Here is a 17,930-nt window from a genome sequence, read left to right as displayed (position 1 = left end):
ATAAAATTACCTTTTCAAGGAGGAAATAATCATGGCAGTTAAAGTTGGTATTAACGGATTTGGAAGAATCGGGCGCGTTGTTTTCCGTGCAGCTCTTAATAACCCTAACGTAGAGGTTGTAGCAGTAAATGACCTTACAGATGCAAACATGCTTGCACACCTTTTGAAATATGATTCCGTACACGGAACTCTAAATGAAGAAGTAACTGTTGACGGCGATTATCTTGTTGTTGGCGGCCATAAAGTAAAAGTTATTGCAGAGCGCGATCCTGCTCAATTAGGATGGGGAGATCTTGGTGTAGAAGTAGTAGTAGAATCTACTGGACGCTTCACAAAGCGTGCTGACGCTGCGAAACATCTTGAAGCTGGTGCTAAGAAAGTAATCATCTCAGCTCCTGCATCTGACGAAGATATCACAGTTGTCATGGGTGTTAACCATGAGAAATATGATGCTGCAAACCATCATGTAATCTCTAACGCTTCTTGTACAACAAACTGCTTGGCTCCATTTGCAAAAGTATTGAACGACAGCTTCGGAATCAAACGCGGTATGATGACAACTGTTCACTCATACACAAATGACCAGCAAATCCTTGACTTGCCTCACAAGGACTACCGCCGTGCACGTGCAGCAGCGGAAAACATCATTCCTACAACTACTGGAGCTGCAAAAGCAGTATCTCTAGTATTGCCTGAACTAAAAGGCAAATTGAACGGTGGGGCTATGCGTGTTCCAACTCCAAACGTTTCTCTTGTTGACCTTGTTGCTGAGCTTGACAAAGACGTAACTGCTGAAGATGTAAACAATGCTCTAAAAGCTGCTTCTGAAGGCGACCTGAAAGGCATCCTTGCCTACAGCGAAGAGCCATTAGTATCTGGCGACTACAACGGAAACCCTGCATCTTCTACAATCGATGCACTTTCTACAATGGTTATGGAAGGCAACATGGTAAAAGTAATCTCTTGGTATGACAACGAAACTGGTTATTCTAACCGTGTAGTTGACCTAGTTGACTACATCGCTCAAAAGGGACTTTAATCAAAAATATTCGTTTTGCGAAGCATTCACAAGCTGAATTTTTTCTCTGAAAAAACACCTCATCTTGTTGGATATTCAAATCGCTAACGTCTATAATGGATAAGGGTAAAAGGGGAGCAGGGAAACATTCCCTCTCCCTTTTGTTTTAAGTAAAACTATTTAACCGGGATGGTGCTTAGCTCCGTAACCTGGAGGCTTTTAGTCTATGAGCCATCAGGCAAGGCGCTTCCGCTTTTCTGGTAAGGAGGTCCTTTTGCTATGAACAAAAAAAGCGTTAAAGATGTGGAGTTAAAGGGTAAGCGTGTTTTCTGCCGGGTTGATTTCAACGTTCCGATGAAAGAGGGACAAGTAACAGATGAAACTCGCATCAAAGCAGCTCTTCCAACGATTGAATACTTGATGAACCAGGGTGCTAAAGTGATCTTAGCGAGCCATTTGGGCCGTCCGAAGGGTTCAATTGTTGAAGAATTGCGTTTAACACCAGTAGCGAAGCGTTTGTCCGAGCTTCTTGGCAAAGAAGTGAAGAAGGCCGATGAAGCATATGGAGATTCTGTAAAAGCAATGGTTGACACGTTAGGTGAAGGAGATGTTCTCCTTCTTGAAAACGTACGCTTTTATCCTGGCGAGGAAAAGAATGATTCTGAACTTGCAAAGGCATTTGCTGAGCTTGCTGATGTGTATGTGAACGATGCTTTTGGAGCAGCACACCGTGCACATGCTTCAACGGAAGGAATTGCTCAGCATCTTCCTGCTGTATCAGGACTCTTAATGGAAAAAGAACTTGATGTACTTGGAAAAGCTCTTTCAAATCCTGAACGCCCATTTACAGCTATTATTGGCGGTGCAAAGGTAAAAGATAAGATTGGCGTAATCGAAAATCTTCTTGAAAAGGTAGACAACCTGATCATTGGCGGAGGGCTGGCTTATACATTTGTAAAAGCAAACGGCCATGAAGTAGGAAAGTCACTATTAGAAGAAGATAAAATTGACCTTGCCAAATCGTTTATGGAAAAAGCGAAAGAAAAAGGCGTGAACTTCTACATGCCTGTTGATGTCGTGGTAGCAGACGATTTTTCTGAAGAGGCCAATATTAAAACTGTAGCAATCGAAGAAATTCCTTCTGATTGGGAAGCACTTGATATCGGACCTAAAACGCGCGATATTTACAGCGATGTAATTCAGAATTCAAAGCTTGTCATCTGGAACGGACCAATGGGTGTATTCGAATTAAATAAATTTGCAGGCGGCACAAGAGCAGTGGCTGAGGCTTTAGCAGAAGCAAACGATACATATTCAGTCATTGGCGGCGGTGATTCTGCAGCTGCAGTTGAAAAATTCCACCTTGCTGACCGCATGAGCCATATCTCAACAGGCGGCGGCGCTTCCCTTGAGTTTATGGAAGGAAAAGCCCTGCCTGGCGTAGTTGCTTTAAACGATAAATAATTTTGGTGACAGGCACCACCCGAAATCTGTCGAATATATGACACTAATAAAAATGCATGAAAGGACGTGCAACATGCGTAAACCAATTATTGCAGGAAACTGGAAAATGCATAAAACACTTCCGGAAGCGAAAGTCTTTCTTGAAGAAATCAACGGCTTAGTTCCTGGGAAAGAGCAGGTAGATACAGTTGTATGTGCTCCTGCCTTATTCCTTGAGCGCCTGGTTGAAAACTCAAAGGATTCAGATGTTGAAATCGGCGCACAGAATATGCACTTTGAAGAAAACGGCGCTTTTACAGGCGAAATCAGCCCTGTGGCACTTGAAGATCTTGGCGTGAAATACGTAATTCTTGGTCATTCAGAACGCCGTGAGATGTTCAATGAGACAGATGAGGCTGTTAATAAAAAGACCTTGGCTGCATTCAAATACAACTTAACTCCAATCGTTTGTGTCGGTGAATCGCTGGAACAGCGGGAAAACGGCGAAACAATGGATCTTGTAGGCTCACAGGTTGAGAAGGCCCTAAATGGCTTAACTGAAGAGCAGGTAAAGCAGACTGTTATTGCGTATGAGCCAATCTGGGCAATCGGAACTGGCAAATCTTCAACATCTGCAGATGCGAATGAGGTATGTGCACATATCCGTTCAGTCTTGGCTAAGCAATTTTCACAGGCTGCGGCAGATGCAGTCCGCATTCAGTACGGCGGCAGCGTAAAGCCTGCAAACATTAAAGAATATATGAGCCAGCCTGATATTGATGGAGCTCTTGTAGGCGGCGCAAGCTTACAGCCTACAGACTTTCTTCAATTATTGGAGGCAGGCAAGAATGAGTAAATCTCCAGTTGCATTAATCATCTTAGATGGTTTCGCATTGCGGGGCGAGCGGATGGGAAATGCCGTTGCTCAGGCAAAGAAGCCAAACTTCGAACGTTACTGGAATACCTACCCTAACGCAACACTGACCGCGAGCGGCGAAGCAGTAGGTCTTCCGGAAGGGCAAATGGGAAACTCGGAAGTAGGACATTTAAACATCGGCGCTGGCCGGATTGTATATCAGAGTTTAACAAGAGTGAACGTGGCCATTCGTGAAGGACAGTTTGAGAAGAACGAAACGTTCCGTTCTGCGATTGACCATGTGAAAAAGAAAGGCACGGATCTTCATTTGATGGGACTTCTGTCAGATGGAGGCGTTCACAGCCATATTCAGCACTTATTTGCGCTGCTTCGCATGGCTGCTGAGGAAGGTGTGAAGAATGTCTATGTTCATGGATTCCTGGATGGACGTGATGTTGGCCCGCAAACAGCAGCAGGCTATATTAAAGAAGCGCAGGAAAAAATGAAAGAATACGGAGTTGGCGAATTTGCGACCATTTCCGGACGATACTATTCCATGGACCGGGACAAACGCTGGGAGCGTGTTGAAAAGTCTTACCGTTCCATGGTGTATGGTGATGGCCCTGCATACAACGATCCTTTGGATTTAGTTGAAGATAACTATAAAAATGGTATCTTTGATGAGTTCGTCATTCCATCGGTCATTACTGCAGAAGATGGGAAGCCGGTTGCAACGATTAAGAAGGATGATGCAGTTATTTTCTATAACTTCCGTCCGGACCGGGCAATTCAGATTTCGAACACGTTTACAAATAAAGACTTCCGTTCCTTTGATAGAGGGCCTGGACATCCTGAGAACTTGTTCTTCGTTTGTTTGACCCACTTCAGTGAAACGGTTGACGGATATGTTGCGTTCAAACCGACGAACCTTGATAATACCCTTGGTGAGGTTTTAGCGCAAAACGGAAAAACACAGCTCCGCATTGCTGAAACAGAGAAATACCCTCATGTAACTTTCTTTATGAGCGGCGGGCGTGAAGAGAAATTCCCTGGTGAAGAACGGATCCTGATCGACTCACCGAAAGTAGCCACCTATGACCTTAAGCCTGAAATGAGTGCTTATGAAGTGACGGACGCGTTGCTGAAGGAAGTGGAAGCTGACAATTTCGATGCGATCATCCTGAACTTTGCCAACCCGGACATGGTGGGGCACTCAGGCATGCTTGAGCCAACGATTAAGGCGGTTGAAACGGTTGACGAATGCCTTGGCAAAATTGTTGACCTGATTATTTCAAAAGGCGGTAAAGCGATCATCACAGCTGACCACGGAAATGCCGATGAAGTTGTTACGCTAGAAGGCGGCCCGATGACCGCCCACACAACAAACCCGGTTCCAGTCATCGTCACACAAGATGGCGCAGAACTCCGTACAGACGGAATCTTAGGAGACCTTGCTCCAACAGTTCTGGACCTGCTTGGACTGGAAAAACCGGCTGAAATGACAGGAACCTCATTACTGAAAAAATAACTGGTGGCAGGCACCACCCGAATTTTGCCGATTACAATTTTTTATCATAAAGGAGAGAATTACTATGCCATTTATCGAACAAGTATATGCACGTGAAGTATTGGATTCCCGCGGTAACCCAACAGTTGAAGTTGAAGTTTTAACAGAATCAGGATTCTTTGGACGCGCGATTGTTCCTTCTGGAGCATCAACTGGCGAGCACGAAGCAGTAGAACTTCGTGACGGCGACAAGTCCCGCTATCTTGGAAAAGGTGTTCAAAAAGCGGTAGACAACGTGAACAACCTGATTGCAGAAGCTGTAATTGGTTTGGATGTAACAGACCAGGTTGGCATCGACCGCACAATGATCGCGTTAGATGGAACTGAAAACAAAGGAAAGCTTGGCGCAAACGCAATCCTTGGCGTATCCATGGCTTGTGCACACGCGGCTGCTGAGTCTGTAGGACTTCCTTTATACCGTTACCTTGGAGGCTTCAACGCGAAGCAGCTTCCAACACCAATGATGAACATCATTAACGGCGGATCTCATGCTGACAACAACGTGGACTTCCAGGAATTCATGATCATGCCTGTAGGAGCTCCTACTTTCAAGGAAGCCATCCGCATGGGTGCTGAAGTATTCCATTCATTGAAAAAAGTTTTATCTGGCAAAGGTCTTAACACTGCTGTAGGTGACGAAGGCGGATTCGCTCCAAACCTTGGCTCTAACCGTGAAGCTCTTGAAGTAATCATCGAAGCGATCTCTAACGCTGGCTACGAAGCTGGCAAAGACATCTACCTTGCAATGGACGTTGCTTCTTCTGAGTTCTACAACAAAGAAACTGGCAAATACGATCTTGCAGGCGAAGGCCGCACTGGCTTAACTTCAGAAGATATGGTTAACTTCTACGAAGAGCTGGTAAACGAGTTCCCTATCATCTCAATTGAAGATGGTCTTGACGAAAACGACTGGGAAGGCCATAAGCTATTAACTGACCGCATCGGCGGAAAAGTTCAGCTTGTTGGTGACGACTTGTTCGTTACAAACACGAAGAAGCTTGCTCAAGGAATCGAGCAGGGGGTAGGCAACTCAATCCTGATCAAAGTAAACCAAATCGGTACATTAACAGAAACTTTCGAAGCAATCGAAATGGCGAAGCGTGCCGGCTACACTGCAGTTGTATCCCACCGTTCAGGTGAAACAGAAGATGCTACAATCGCTGACATCGCTGTTGCAACAAACGCTGGCCAGATCAAAACTGGTTCAATGTCCCGTACAGACCGTATCGCGAAATACAACCAGCTTCTTCGCATCGAAGACGAGCTTGGCGATTTAGCTGTATACGATGGCTTAAAATCTTTCTATAACTTGAGCAAGTAATCTTGCTTGTGCAGCCGTCCCGGGTGGGGCGGCTGTTTTTTTGGTGTTGGATGCAGTAACTTGGCTAGGCCGGTAAATTGGACAGTTTGGCCGGTATTTTTTCAGTTTTGGCCGGTAAATATCAAATATTGGCCGGTAAATATTCATTTTCGGCCGGTAAAATGAAATTTTTCAAATAATTCTGCGGATAAATGATAGGTTCGGTCCTTATATGAACCGGTGTAGGGAAGTTTCAGCGCAGTCAGCAGCTTTTTGGCAATATTTGAGGAAGATAAATGGGTGAATTCCCGAAATTGCTGATTCGTAATGGAGGAACTGATTAAAAGAAGGTAATCATGGAGGGTTCTAATATGTGCCTCTTTATCAGAAGTATGACAACTGCTGCATTTCCAGGTGCCCCTTACCCTTTTCACTGAAAATCGGCTGCAGGCCGAACATTGAATACCGGCATTAATTTCATTTATATCAATGTCAAAGTATTTTAGGACATTGTAATTCGCAGGGATATGCTTATTTGTAATAACTCTGCCTAACTTTTTGATCTCTCTGTCTGTTAATTTCTCTTCCGGATATTTCTCTTTTAGTTTATCTATCCTTTCTCTCAAATGGCTCGCATGCAGCACCTTTTCTAAGGCCAATTTGTGATAAGAGGAAGTCTTGATAATAGTAGAAGGATTGCTGATTACAACAAGGTACTCAATGGTTGTGGGAATCTTACGATCAGCTAGCCATTTTGAAAGTTCCTTTTGCTGCCTTTTAGCTTGTATTAAAGGATCAAGAAATCCTCTTTCATTTTCTTGCCTCCTCTGAATCAGCTGGTTAAATGCGGGGTCAAAATAAATAGTGCCGGATATGTTCTTAATTTCGAGGATAAGAAGGAAGTTTGGGCATAGGAGAAGGATATCGATTTGATAGAAGTCTCCGTTTCCATTAGAAAGCCTAACATCTTTAACGATAATAAACTCAGGTAAATCTTTTAAAAAGTAATCGACAGCCTCTTCCCCGCGATTACCTGCTTTGCGTTTCGTTAATTCACTTTCGATGAGACTCCTTTTTGGATGTGATAGTGGCAGTCTTCTCAATAAAGCATTCATGCTTGGAATAAAATTTGATATCTTCCGCTCTTTTATGATCAATGGCATCATTCCTTTCACAATATAAATTCTCTAACCTGCTATAAAAGTCCTTCCAACTAACAGGTCCTGCCAAAATCTTATTGTTTATACAATAAAAATGTGATAAATTAAGAATAATGTGATTGTACGTTTTCAGGAGGTGGCTTCATGCATACATTATTGATTACCCTTTTAGTCATTGTTTCGATTGGTCTTATTGTAGTTGTACTCCTTCAATCTGGTAAAAGCGCAGGTCTTTCCGGTGCCATTTCAGGAGGAGCAGAGCAGCTTTTTGGAAAGCAAAAAGCACGCGGTATTGATCTGGTTCTTCACCGCATCACGGTTGTTCTTTCTGTCTTGTTCTTTGTACTTACTGTTTTAGTTTCTTATTTTGCGATATAAATGAACGCAGCGCCTGGCCTTCAGAAGGTCAGGCTTTTATTTTTCTTCGGCTGTTTTCGCTTAAGAAAGCTTTTTATTGGCATGTTCCCCCGCTGTTTGCTAAAAATAAGGAATGCAGATTCAATCAAACGTTTGATTAATAAAATTATAGGAATCATAAGGTAAAAGGAGTTTTATCAATGAGAGTTGTTGCACCAAAACCGTTTACATTTGGAAATGGAAACAGAGCAGTCCTGCTGCTGCATGGGTTTACCGGAAATACAGCAGATGTCAGAATGATGGCAAGGTTTCTCGAAACAAAGGGCTACACCTGCCATGCGCCGCAATATAAAGGACATGGGGTTCCGCCCGAAGAGCTTGTTCATACAGGCCCGGAAGACTGGTGGAAAGATGTAATTGAAGGGTACGAATTTCTGAAAAATAAGGGACATAAAGAAATTGCAGTGGCCGGACTTTCACTTGGCGGCGTATTTTCCCTTAAATTGGGTTACACTGTACCTGTAAAGGGTATTGTCCCGATGTGCGCACCTATGTACATAAAAAGCGAAGAAGTCATGTATGAAGGAATTCTGAGCTACGCAAGAGAATATAAGAGACTTGAAGGAAAGACGGAAGACCAAATTGAGCAGGAAATGGAAGAGTTCCAAAAAACACCGATGAATACATTAAAGGCACTACAGGAGCTGATCGCGGATGTGCGCAATCATGTGGATATGATTTACTCCCCGACATTTGTTGTACAGGCACGACATGACCATATGATCAACACGGACAGCGCTAACATCATTTTCAATGAAGTGGAGAATGACTTAAAGAAGCTCAAGTGGTACGAAGAATCCGGGCACGTCATTACTCTTGATAAAGAGCGTGACCAGCTGCATGAAGATGTATATGAGTTTTTAGAAAAGCTTGATTGGGAAGAATAATAACAAAAGAAAATCTCCCTGAGGAGGGATGAAGATATGGAAAATAATATACAACAGCTGATCGACAAGCTGCTTCATTATATGAAGGATGAAGCCTATAAGCCATTGACGGTCCAGGAGCTGGAAGCCGCATTTGGAATTGAGGATTCCACAGGCTTCAAAGATTTCGTTAAGGCGCTTGTTGTCATGGAGGAAAAAGGGCTTGTTGTCAGAACGAGAAGCAATCGCTATGGCCTGCCTGAAAAAATGAACCTGATCCGCGGGAAGCTTTCCGGCCATGCAAAGGGATTTGCCTTTGTCATTCCGGAAGAGCAGGGAATGGATGATATATTTATCCCGCCCAATGAAACAAATAATGCCTTAAATGGGGATATCGTTCTCGCGCGTGTGACGTCTGAGAGCTCCGGCCAGAGGCGGGAAGGCACGATTGTCCGCATCTTAGAGCGCGGTGTGACACAAATTGTTGGAACGTATACGGAAAGCAAGCACTTTGGATTTGTGATCCCGGATGATAAAAAGTTTGCCAGCGATATTTTTATCCCCAAAACAGCATCAAAAGGTGCGGTTGAAGGGCATAAGGTCGTTGTAAAACTGACCACTTATCCAGAAGGCAGAAAGAGCGCAGAAGGAGAAGTTATCGACATACTTGGGCATAAAAACGACCCGGGTGTGGATATCCTTTCTGTTATTCACAAGCATGGCCTTCCGCTTGAGTTTCCTGATGAGGTGCTTAAGCAGGCTGAAGAAACGCCGGATACGATTGATCCAAGTGAGCTTGAAAACCGCCGTGATTTGAGAAACGAAGTTATTGTCACAATAGACGGTGCGGATGCAAAGGATCTTGATGATGCAGTAATGGTTAAAAAAATGGATAACGGCAATTACAAGCTTGGCGTTCATATTGCCGATGTCACATACTATGTCCGTGAGGATTCCCCGATTGACAGGGAAGCGGAAGAGCGGGCAACCTCTGTGTATTTAGTGGACCGGGTTATCCCGATGATCCCGCATCGCTTATCAAATGGCATTTGCTCATTGAATCCAAAAGTGGACCGGCTTACCCTTTCTTGTGAGATGGAAATCACATCGGATGGAGAAGTAGTGAATCACGAGATTTTCCAGAGTGTGATTAAAACAACGGAACGAATGACTTATTCAGATGTGAATAAGATTTTAGAAGAGCAGGACGAAGAACTTATCAACAGATACCAACCGCTTGTGCCTATGTTCGAACTGATGAAGGAGCTTTCTCTAATCCTGCGTAAAAAGAGAATGCATCGCGGAGCCATCGACTTTGATTTTAAAGAAGCGAAGGTCATTGTGGATGAAGAGGGCAACCCGACAGAAGTCGCATTGCGCGAACGCTCGATTGCAGAGCGCCTGATTGAAGAGTTTATGCTCGCAGCCAATGAAACTGTTGCTGAGCACTTCCATTGGATGGATGTACCGTTCATCTATCGAATTCATGAAGATCCAAAGGAAGATAAGCTTAGAAGATTCTTCGAGTTTATCACCAACTTTGGCTATATCGTAAAAGGAACAGCCAATTCCGTTCACCCGCGGGCCCTTCAGGAAATCATCGAAGAGGTTCAGGGAAAACCGGAAGAAATGGTTGTCAGCACAGTGATGCTGCGCTCTATGCAGCAGGCGAAATACTTTGAAGAGAGCCTTGGGCACTTCGGGTTATCAACAGAGTTTTACACACACTTCACATCACCGATCCGCCGTTACCCGGACTTAATTGTCCACAGACTTATCCGCACCTACTTAATTGAAGGCAAGCTGGATCAGGCGACAAGGGAAAAATGGAATGTACAGCTGCCTGATATTGCTGAGCACTCTTCCAATATGGAGCGCCGTGCAGTTGAAGCAGAACGCGAAACAGATGAACTGAAGAAAGCGGAATATATGGCTGACAAAATCGGCGAGGAATATGATGGGATCATCAGCTCTGTTACAAACTTTGGCATGTTTGTCGAGCTTCCAAACACGATTGAAGGACTTATCCATGTCAGCTATATGACAGACGATTATTACCGCTATGACGAGCGCCAGATGGCGATGATCGGGGAGCGTACAGGCAATGTCTACCGCATTGGCGACGAGATTACAGTCCGTGTCGTTAATGTAAACAAAGACGAACGCTCGATTGATTTTGAAATCGTCGGCATGAAGGGCACCCGCAGACGGGAAACTCGGGAAGCGCCAAAAGTGTTCAAGACTGGCAGCACCGAGAAAAAGCCGCGCAGAGGGAAGTCTGATCAGGGCAAAGGAAACAGTTCAGGCGGTCCAAGAAAGAAAAAAGAGAAAAAGCATTACGAAAATGCGCCAAAAGCAAAGCGGAAGAAAAAGAAGCGGTAAAAGCGGGAGGGCCTTAAAGGCTCTCTCTTTCCTTCCCGGCAGGGCTCCTCGTTGAGAGGGGCACGCAATTTTGCTATAATAGAAGAACCGCTAGAGAACGGATGCTGCATTTCCTGATAACAGGAAAGGGGAGCAAAGGGGGATTCAACATGCCAAAAGGAACTGGCAAAATGGTTGCGCAAAATAAAAAGGCCTATCATGACTATGCTATAGAAGAAACATATGAAGCGGGAATTGTTCTGCAGGGGACGGAGATTAAATCGATCCGAGCGGGCAAGGTGAATCTGAAGGACTCATATGCAAGAATTCAAAACAATGAAATCTATCTTTTCGGCATGCATGTCAGTCCTTATGAGCAGGGAAACCGTTACAATCACGATCCGCTAAGGACCAGAAAGCTTCTCCTGCACAGAAAAGAAATCAGCAAGCTGATTGGTGAGTCGAAGGAAGTCGGCTACTCGATCGTTCCATTAAAAATGTACCTCAAGAATGGTTATGCAAAAGTTTTAATTGGCCTGGCGAGGGGTAAAAAGAAATATGACAAGCGTGAGGATCTGAAGAAGAAAGAAGCCAAGCGTGAGGTTGAGCGTGCTTTCCGCGAAAGGCAGAAAATGTAAATCCAGAACCTTACAATTGAAAAATTTGTTCAGTGTGCTATAATAGTAATTGTCACAGCGAGTGACACAAACTTTAGCTCATCTATTTCGAGCTTATCCGAACGTCAGCGTGCTGAATAAGATTCGGCGCAGACCTATTATAATGGGGACGCTACGGATTCGACAGGGATAGTTCGAGCTTAGGTTGCGAGTCGAGGGGATCGGCCTCGTTAAAACGTCAAAGCCAATAACTGGCAAAACTCAAAACAACTTCGCTTTAGCTGCCTAATAGGCCTTTAGCGGTTCGCCCCTCCATCGCCCATGTGGTAGGGTAGCGGACTCACTCTTAGTGGGCTACGCCGGATTCCACCGCCTGAGGATGAAGGAAGAGAACAACCAGGCTAGCTGGCCGGACGCCCGTCGATAGGCATAAGGATCAGCGAATCGCGAATATATCGACTACACTCGTAGAAGCTTAAGTGCCGATATTTCTGGACGAGGGTTCGACTCCCTCCGTCTCCACCAAATACATATTTGGTGGTTTTTTATTGTCTTTTTTTAACATTCTTCCTCAATTAATGTTTTCTATTTTCTTTTCAATTTTACTTCCGGTAACTTTCCATTTCCCATCCCACAGTGTAAAATAAGAATGTACGTTCCCTTTTTGAGTATAACATAACTTTTCCTGTTTATTAATAAAAAATTCAGATAATTGGTTGACTTTCCCAATAGTGGTAGTAGATAATACTTGTGAGTAATATAATGCAGACGGAGCTGTTATTTATGGGGCACAGAGGACGGAAAATAGGGGCCAGCGGGGAGCAGAGCCGCGCATTGCTTCTTGAAGTTGCCGCGGAGGAATTTGCGCAGAAAGGCTATTTTCATACAAAAATCAGCGATATTGTGAAAAGGGCAGGTTTGACACAGCCTTCTTTTTACCTTTACTTTGAAAGCAAAGATGCCATTTTCCAGGAGCTTACCGACCTGTTTCGCAGACGGATTTCTGAGCTTACTTCCAGGAGCCGCGTGGAAACAGGTGTTGATTTGTCATCATTGCCTGAACGAATAACCTCAGGTCTGACTGCTATCTTTTCATTTTTTAGGGATAATCAGCATTTGACCCGCATCGGTTTTTTTATGGCTTCGGATGCCGACGAATTTAAGGAGATACTTGCTGGTCAAATTGAAGCCAACCTCTTGTCAGAGCAGCAGGCAGGATACTTCAGGGAAGATGTTGATATGGGAATTGTCGCAGAGAGTCTGACAGGGATTATTGAACGCCTGACATTAACCAAATTATTTAAAGGGATAAAGACTCCAGAAGATTTAGCAAAAGAAATTGTCCATTTATTCCTTTATGGAATGATTAATAAAAGCAACACTCAATGAAGACTTCTGAGGGGAACAGAATCTTTACGGGAGAGTGGAAAAGGGAATGGAAACCTGTGAGGGGAAAATTGATAAAGAATGGGTAGAGCTCATATTGACAGCCAAACAGCTGGGGTTAACAATTGAGGAAATACAGGACTTTATTAAACAATCCAAAAGTGGGTCTAATAAAGGCAGGATTCAGGAAAATCATAAATAGCTTGATTATCCTGAGATCAATGGGAAGGATAGGAACAAATGAGGAAACTTTGGATAGGGGGCACTTTTACGGGACTGCTGTCTGGAACTTTTCTGGGTTTATTTCTGAAAATGATTGAGATATCCACAGGTATAAAAGTGTACACATTGCTATTAAATGTGGATTACTTTCCGATTTTAAAAAACTATCATTTTCCCGAATTAGTCGAATTTGGATTTCACCTGATCATTTCAGTTATAGTGGCAATCAGCTTATTATTAATAATAAAAAAATACTGCTGGAACAGGATCCAAATCATCGTCCGTACATTATTCATCACCTTTTCCATAGGATTTCTGCTTTATCCGACGACTGGATTATCTGATCGAACCCCTGAACTTACATCTTTACCTGCCCTATTTTTCTGGCTTCTAGGCCATCTGTTATATGGTCTGCTGCTTTCTTTGCTGTTTATAAAAAAGGGGAATTCTTACTGAATTAGGGATAAAGGTCTTTTAATCCTTGTTAATATGTTTTATAGTGTTAGTAAAGATTTGTCTTATTAGGTGATGGAGTTCACCTTTAACCGCCTTTTGGCTAATGACTCCTGTCAGTTATATGGTAACTGGCAGGAGTCTTTTTGTTTTGGGTAAGCTAAGAGAAATGGAGGGTTCTGGATGGTTTATATACTGGTTGGCGCAGCAGGGTTTTTAGGTGCCGCATTACGTTACAGCATGGGTGTTTTTCTTTTTCAGGAAAGTGCGGTTTTTCCTTTCGCCACTTTGACGGTTAATCTTCTGGGAAGTTTTCTCCTGGCTTGGCTGACGACGGGCCTGATGGTTCGTTTTTCTTTGCCGGCTCATATAAAAACAGCACTCGGAACTGGTTTTGTGGGATCCTTTACCACATTTTCAACTTTAAGCGTTGAAACGGCAGCACTCTTTCTCGATGGAAAAACAGCTCTGGCCGTTTTGTATATCGCAGCCAGCATTTTTGGCGGATTATGGATGAGCCGATTGGGGTTTCAGGTCAGGAAAGGAGCAGACGCCGGATGAGTACGTTATTTGTATTAATGGTGGGGATAGGCGGTTTCTTTGGAGCGATTTCCCGGCTTTGGGTCAGTCAGTTCGTTAGTAAAAGGTTTGTGTCGGGTTTCCCTGCTGCCACGCTTGTTATTAACTTAATTGGTTCACTTCTTCTTGGAATCATGGTGGGCTCAGGAATAGAAGGCAGCCTTTTTATGCTGCTTGGCACAGGATTTATGGGGGCATTCACCACTTTTTCTACATTTAAGCTGGAAGCCATACAGCTCCACATGGATAAAAGGAAAAAGGAGTTTATTCTTTATAATGTATTGAGCTATGGAGGCGGTATTCTATTTGCTTTTCTGGGTATTGAACTGGGAGTGCTACTCTGATGAAGAAAGGTTTTTTCCAATACGTATTTTAGGGAATTTCGTATGATAACCTGTCTTGCAGAATTATGTTATGATAACAAATAGCATCAAGGAGGTTATTCATATGTTCTGGGAAACTTACATGAAAGAAGATATATTAGTGGACTTGGGAATATCGATTGGAATTTTCCTGCTGTTTCTCTTTTTCCGGAAGCTTTTTGCCAAATATGTATTTACACTATTATTAAGGCTTAGCAGAAAAGCCCCAAATGACTTTTTTTCTCACGTATTTGTCTCATTTCAAAAGCCGATTCAGTGTTTGTTCATTATTATAGGAATCTATTTTTCTGTTGGTTATTTTCCTTATCTGAATCAGCATAATTCACTGTTCTTGGATATTATTAGAGCGTCTGTTATCATCATGCTCACATGGGGCTTGTACAATATGGCATCGGCATCTTCAGCCCTTTTCACAAGCCTAAAGGTTAAGTACGATCTGGAAATTGATGATATTCTCATTCCTTTCATTTCTAAGGCATTGAGATTCGTGCTTGTGGCAATTAGCATCAGCATTGTTGCTCAAGAATTTAACTATGATGTGAATGGTTTTGTGGCGGGACTCGGGTTAGGCGGAGTTGCCATTGCTTTTGCCGCTAAGGACGTACTGGGCAATTTGTTAGGCGGCTTCGTCATTATTACTGAAAAGCCGTTCACGATTGGTGATTGGATAATGACGCCAAGTGTCGAGGGAACCGTAGAAGATATTTCTTTCCGAAGCACGAGAGTAAGAACATTCGCCCAGGCGCTTGTTACTGTTCCTAATGCAACTTTAGCAAATGAATCTATTACCAACTGGAGCAAGATGGGAAAAAGACAGATCAGCTTTAGACTGCGTGTTACCCATGAGACGACTAAGGATCAAATGGCGAATGTGGTAGGGCAGATCGAGTATCTGTTAAAAAATCATCCGGATATACATCCGGAAACCATTCTTGTTACCTTTGACGACTACAAAGAAAATGGGCTCGATATCTTCCTTTATTTCTTCACTAAAACGACAAACTGGGGAGAATTCCTTAAAATTAAGGAAGAAATCAATTTTGAGATCATGGACATTCTTGAAAATGAGCGTGTTTATGTTGCTATGCCAAGCAGGAAACTATACTTAGATCCTGATGGCGAAAACCAGCTGAAAAAAGAATCCAGAGTGAGACAGGAATCATAATAAAAAGGCGGACCTTGAGTCCGCCTTTTTATTATGAAAATATCTTATTCCATCGTTCGGCCTTCGCTAATGCAAAAGAATCTTCTTTCACTTCTTCCGGCTTTACTCCGCTCCCAATGATATAGTCCGCAAATTCCATCCCGACAAAATCAAAAATGTATTGAAATTGCTGAACAAGAGGGAGTCCTTTTACTTTCGCGCTGCTGCCTCCGGTAATGACAACGTAAGCTTTCTTCTTTGCCAGCTCTTCTTTCAGATTAAAGCGTTCATCCCTTAGGTACTGTGACCAGCGATCAAAGAAATCCTTCATCGGACCGCTCATGCCATACCAGTATAAAGGGGTGGCGAATACGAAAACATCATGTGTCAGCATCTGATGCACTAACTCTTCATAGTCGTCATCGACCGGCGTAAAGCCGCCATCCGCATGCCTCTGATCCACAATCGGTTTGATATTCAGGTCTGCTAGTTTTACCAGGGTGTGATCAGTCCCTTCCACAATCTTATTTGCCAAATACTCCGAGTTCCCGTTTTCTCTTGTACTCCCCAGCAAAGCTAATACTTTCATTGAATTCTCTCCTTCGACTATCGTCTTTGTATGAATTTTACATAAAAATAACGGGGGAAGCAAAAAAAGCATCTTTACATAAGTGTTAGTTCATTTTTACATTCTATTAATCTCTCATTTACATTAGGGTTCTATACTACTGCGTGTAAGATAATAAAGGGAGGTTAATAGAATGAAATTCAAGAAATTCACAAAAAGAACACTTCCAATCCTTGCTGCTTCTGCAGTTGCGTTTGGCGGACTAATGGGTTCAGTACAGCAAACAGAAGCAAAGAGCAAATCAGATGATAGAAAGATCAAAAATGTTATTTTCCTTATCGGCGACGGAATGGGCGTATCCTACACGTCTGCATACCGATATTTAAAAGACGATCCCGGCACAAAATTTGTTGAACGTACTGAGTTAGATAAATATTTGGTCGGCCAGCAAATGACTTATCCGGAAGATCCCGAACAAAATGTTACAGACTCTGCATCGGCAGCCACAGCCATGTCTGCAGGAATAAAAACATATAACAGTGCCATTGCTGTTGATAATGACGGTTCTGAGGTAAAAACAGTTTTGGAAGCAGCGAAAGAGCAAGGAAAAGCGACTGGTCTTGTAGCTACATCAGAAATTACTCATGCCACTCCTGCCTCATTCGGATCGCATGACGAAAGCCGGCAGAATATGAATGCCATTGCCGATGATTATTATGATGAGCTTATCAATGGCAAGCACAAAGTAGATGTTCTTCTTGGCGGGGGAACTGATTTACTTGTCCGCAAAGACAGAAACATCGCGGAGGAATTCAAGAAAGACGGATACAGCTATGTAACAAACCGCACAGAATTATTGGCGGATAAAAATGAACAAGTCCTTGGTCTGTTTGCAGAACGCGGCATGCCCAAAATGATTGACCGCACAGAAGACACACCTTCACTGAAGGATATGACTGCTTCTGCAATCGAGCGTTTGAACAAAGATAAAGACGGCTTCTTCCTGATGGTAGAAGGAAGTCAGGTAGACTGGGCTGGCCATGATAATGACATCGTTAGCGCAATGAGTGAAATGGAAGACTTCGAGAAAGCATTCAAAGCAGCGATCGAGTTTGCGAAGAAGGACAAGCACACCCTTGTGGTGGCAACTGCTGACCATTCAACTGGCGGCTATTCCATCGGTTCAGATGGCAACTATAACTGGTTCAGCGAGCCAATTAAAGCAGCGAAGCGGACACCAGATTTCATGGCTCAGGAAATTGCCAATGGAGCCGGTGTGGAAGAAACGCTAAAGGAATATATTGATCTTGATTTAAAAGAAGGAGAAATTCAATCTGTTAAAAAAGCTGCTGAAACTAAAAAGGCAGCTGACATCGATAATGCCATTGAAGAAATTTTCAACCAGCGCTCCCATACGGGCTGGACAACAGGCGGCCATACAGGTGAAGATGTGCCTGTGTATGCATTTGGCCCAGCCAGCGACCGATTTGCAGGGCAAATAGAGAATACTGACCAGGCTAAACTGATCTTTGAGATATTAAAGTCTAAAGTAAAGATTGAAGATAAATAAATGTTTATCTCCCGCCGCTT

At 43.3% G+C, this 17,930-nt stretch carries 18 protein-coding genes, 1 other RNA gene and 1 riboswitch; of the genes, 17 read left to right on the top strand and 2 right to left on the bottom strand.

Features of this window, described 5'->3' with window-relative positions; genetic code table 11:
- Window positions 1–31 precede the first annotated feature (31 nt).
- The 5 genes from gap to eno all read left to right on the top strand — a co-directional run bounded on the left by gap (window position 32) and on the right by eno (window position 6,205).
- Window positions 32–1,039 (top strand): type I glyceraldehyde-3-phosphate dehydrogenase, encoded by a 1,008-nt coding sequence (gene gap / locus AC3WTL_RS16495; RefSeq protein WP_048008417.1) that lies wholly within the window; start codon window positions 32–34, stop codon window positions 1,037–1,039.
- 258 nt (window positions 1,040–1,297) lie between these two features.
- A complete protein-coding gene (locus tag AC3WTL_RS16490) occupies window positions 1,298–2,482 on the top strand; it encodes a phosphoglycerate kinase (RefSeq protein ID WP_248349530.1) in 1,185 nt (394 codons plus the stop codon).
- 73 nt (window positions 2,483–2,555) lie between these two features.
- Entirely contained in the window at window positions 2,556–3,317 is a 762-nt protein-coding gene (gene tpiA / locus AC3WTL_RS16485; RefSeq protein WP_252219780.1) for a triose-phosphate isomerase, read from the top strand.
- Window positions 3,310–4,845: a 2,3-bisphosphoglycerate-independent phosphoglycerate mutase gene (gpmI, locus tag AC3WTL_RS16480; protein WP_048008418.1), complete on the top strand. Its 1,536-nt coding sequence runs from the start codon at window positions 3,310–3,312 to the stop codon at window positions 4,843–4,845. Before tpiA ends, gpmI begins: the two co-directional genes overlap by 8 nt.
- A 64-nt stretch (window positions 4,846–4,909) precedes the next feature.
- Entirely contained in the window at window positions 4,910–6,205 is a 1,296-nt protein-coding gene (gene eno, locus AC3WTL_RS16475) for a phosphopyruvate hydratase (RefSeq protein ID WP_048008419.1), read from the top strand.
- Window positions 6,206–6,348: 143 nt separating this feature from the next.
- Here the strand turns inward: eno and AC3WTL_RS16470 are convergent, their stop codons facing one another.
- Window positions 6,349–7,341, bottom strand: coding sequence for a nuclease-related domain-containing protein (locus AC3WTL_RS16470; RefSeq protein ID WP_222499022.1), 993 nt, complete (start codon window positions 7,339–7,341; stop codon window positions 6,349–6,351).
- Window positions 7,342–7,488: 147 nt separating this feature from the next.
- On the opposite strand from AC3WTL_RS16470, the gene secG reads away from it, so the two are divergent.
- The 11 genes from secG to AC3WTL_RS16415 all read left to right on the top strand — a co-directional run bounded on the left by secG (window position 7,489) and on the right by AC3WTL_RS16415 (window position 15,793).
- Window positions 7,489–7,722: a preprotein translocase subunit SecG gene (gene secG, locus AC3WTL_RS16465; protein WP_035329304.1), complete on the top strand. Its 234-nt coding sequence runs from the start codon at window positions 7,489–7,491 to the stop codon at window positions 7,720–7,722.
- Window positions 7,723–7,901: 179 nt separating this feature from the next.
- The gene (locus AC3WTL_RS16460; protein ID WP_222499024.1) at window positions 7,902–8,648 is read left to right on the top strand and encodes an alpha/beta hydrolase; all 747 of its coding nucleotides are present in this window, start codon (window positions 7,902–7,904) and stop codon (window positions 8,646–8,648) included.
- 36 nt (window positions 8,649–8,684) lie between these two features.
- Entirely contained in the window at window positions 8,685–11,009 is a 2,325-nt protein-coding gene (gene rnr / locus AC3WTL_RS16455) for a ribonuclease R (RefSeq protein WP_252219773.1), read from the top strand.
- A gap of 149 nt (window positions 11,010–11,158) precedes the next feature.
- A complete protein-coding gene (gene smpB / locus AC3WTL_RS16450) occupies window positions 11,159–11,626 on the top strand; it encodes an SsrA-binding protein SmpB (RefSeq protein WP_009331807.1) in 468 nt (155 codons plus the stop codon).
- 144 nt (window positions 11,627–11,770) lie between these two features.
- Window positions 11,771–12,130, top strand: a transfer-messenger RNA (tmRNA) gene (gene ssrA, locus AC3WTL_RS16445).
- A gap of 237 nt (window positions 12,131–12,367) precedes the next feature.
- Window positions 12,368–12,994, top strand: coding sequence for a TetR/AcrR family transcriptional regulator (locus AC3WTL_RS16440; RefSeq protein ID WP_492369753.1), 627 nt, complete (start codon window positions 12,368–12,370; stop codon window positions 12,992–12,994).
- Window positions 12,995–13,040: 46 nt separating this feature from the next.
- A complete protein-coding gene (locus tag AC3WTL_RS16435) occupies window positions 13,041–13,193 on the top strand; it encodes an anti-repressor SinI family protein (RefSeq protein ID WP_248349523.1) in 153 nt (50 codons plus the stop codon).
- A gap of 38 nt (window positions 13,194–13,231) precedes the next feature.
- Window positions 13,232–13,669 carry a hypothetical protein gene (locus AC3WTL_RS16430; protein ID WP_248349522.1) on the top strand — a complete coding sequence of 146 codons (438 nt, stop codon included), beginning with the start codon at window positions 13,232–13,234 and terminating at the stop codon, window positions 13,667–13,669.
- Window positions 13,670–13,728: 59 nt separating this feature from the next.
- Window positions 13,729–13,789, top strand: a riboswitch (Fluoride riboswitch).
- A gap of 60 nt (window positions 13,790–13,849) precedes the next feature.
- Window positions 13,850–14,227, top strand: a complete 378-nt coding sequence (locus AC3WTL_RS16425; protein WP_248349521.1) for a CrcB family protein — start codon at window positions 13,850–13,852, stop codon at window positions 14,225–14,227.
- Window positions 14,224–14,589: a fluoride efflux transporter CrcB gene (gene crcB, locus AC3WTL_RS16420; protein ID WP_197218505.1), complete on the top strand. Its 366-nt coding sequence runs from the start codon at window positions 14,224–14,226 to the stop codon at window positions 14,587–14,589. The genes AC3WTL_RS16425 and crcB overlap by 4 nt, the downstream gene beginning before the upstream one ends.
- A gap of 103 nt (window positions 14,590–14,692) precedes the next feature.
- Window positions 14,693–15,793: a mechanosensitive ion channel family protein gene (locus tag AC3WTL_RS16415; protein ID WP_492369752.1), complete on the top strand. Its 1,101-nt coding sequence runs from the start codon at window positions 14,693–14,695 to the stop codon at window positions 15,791–15,793.
- Between the two features lie 31 nt (window positions 15,794–15,824).
- Here the strand turns inward: AC3WTL_RS16415 and AC3WTL_RS16410 are convergent, their stop codons facing one another.
- Entirely contained in the window at window positions 15,825–16,361 is a 537-nt protein-coding gene (locus tag AC3WTL_RS16410; RefSeq protein ID WP_248349520.1) for a flavodoxin family protein, read from the bottom strand.
- A 172-nt stretch (window positions 16,362–16,533) separates the two neighbouring features.
- Between AC3WTL_RS16410 and AC3WTL_RS16405 the strand changes: the two genes are divergently transcribed.
- Entirely contained in the window at window positions 16,534–17,910 is a 1,377-nt protein-coding gene (locus tag AC3WTL_RS16405) for an alkaline phosphatase (RefSeq protein ID WP_492369751.1), read from the top strand.
- Window positions 17,911–17,930: the final 20 nt, after the last annotated feature.

The sequence above is a fragment of the Cytobacillus sp. EB106-05-05-XG126 genome (assembly GCF_058791715.1).
The sequence above is the reverse complement of the archived record's forward strand: the minus strand, read 5'-3'. Positions and strand labels throughout refer to the sequence as shown.

Excerpts from the sequence above, each read along its gene's own strand:
- gap (WP_048008417.1), top strand. The coding sequence starts at position 32 with ATGGCAGTTAAAGTTGGTATTAACGGATTTGGAAGAATCGGGCGCGTT.
- AC3WTL_RS16490 (WP_248349530.1), top strand. The coding sequence starts at position 1,298 with ATGAACAAAAAAAGCGTTAAAGATGTGGAGTTAAAGGGTAAGCGTGTT.
- tpiA (WP_252219780.1), top strand. The coding sequence starts at position 2,556 with ATGCGTAAACCAATTATTGCAGGAAACTGGAAAATGCATAAAACACTT.
- gpmI (WP_048008418.1), top strand. The coding sequence starts at position 3,310 with ATGAGTAAATCTCCAGTTGCATTAATCATCTTAGATGGTTTCGCATTG.
- eno (WP_048008419.1), top strand. The coding sequence starts at position 4,910 with ATGCCATTTATCGAACAAGTATATGCACGTGAAGTATTGGATTCCCGC.
- secG (WP_035329304.1), top strand. The coding sequence starts at position 7,489 with ATGCATACATTATTGATTACCCTTTTAGTCATTGTTTCGATTGGTCTT.
- AC3WTL_RS16460 (WP_222499024.1), top strand. The coding sequence starts at position 7,902 with ATGAGAGTTGTTGCACCAAAACCGTTTACATTTGGAAATGGAAACAGA.
- rnr (WP_252219773.1), top strand. The coding sequence starts at position 8,685 with ATGGAAAATAATATACAACAGCTGATCGACAAGCTGCTTCATTATATG.
- smpB (WP_009331807.1), top strand. The coding sequence starts at position 11,159 with ATGCCAAAAGGAACTGGCAAAATGGTTGCGCAAAATAAAAAGGCCTAT.
- AC3WTL_RS16440 (WP_492369753.1), top strand. The coding sequence starts at position 12,368 with ATGCAGACGGAGCTGTTATTTATGGGGCACAGAGGACGGAAAATAGGG.
- AC3WTL_RS16435 (WP_248349523.1), top strand. The coding sequence starts at position 13,041 with ATGGAAACCTGTGAGGGGAAAATTGATAAAGAATGGGTAGAGCTCATA.
- AC3WTL_RS16430 (WP_248349522.1), top strand. The coding sequence starts at position 13,232 with ATGAGGAAACTTTGGATAGGGGGCACTTTTACGGGACTGCTGTCTGGA.
- AC3WTL_RS16425 (WP_248349521.1), top strand. The coding sequence starts at position 13,850 with ATGGTTTATATACTGGTTGGCGCAGCAGGGTTTTTAGGTGCCGCATTA.
- crcB (WP_197218505.1), top strand. The coding sequence starts at position 14,224 with ATGAGTACGTTATTTGTATTAATGGTGGGGATAGGCGGTTTCTTTGGA.
- AC3WTL_RS16415 (WP_492369752.1), top strand. The coding sequence starts at position 14,693 with ATGTTCTGGGAAACTTACATGAAAGAAGATATATTAGTGGACTTGGGA.
- AC3WTL_RS16410 (WP_248349520.1), bottom strand. The coding sequence starts at position 16,361 with ATGAAAGTATTAGCTTTGCTGGGGAGTACAAGAGAAAACGGGAACTCG.
- AC3WTL_RS16405 (WP_492369751.1), top strand. The coding sequence starts at position 16,534 with ATGAAATTCAAGAAATTCACAAAAAGAACACTTCCAATCCTTGCTGCT.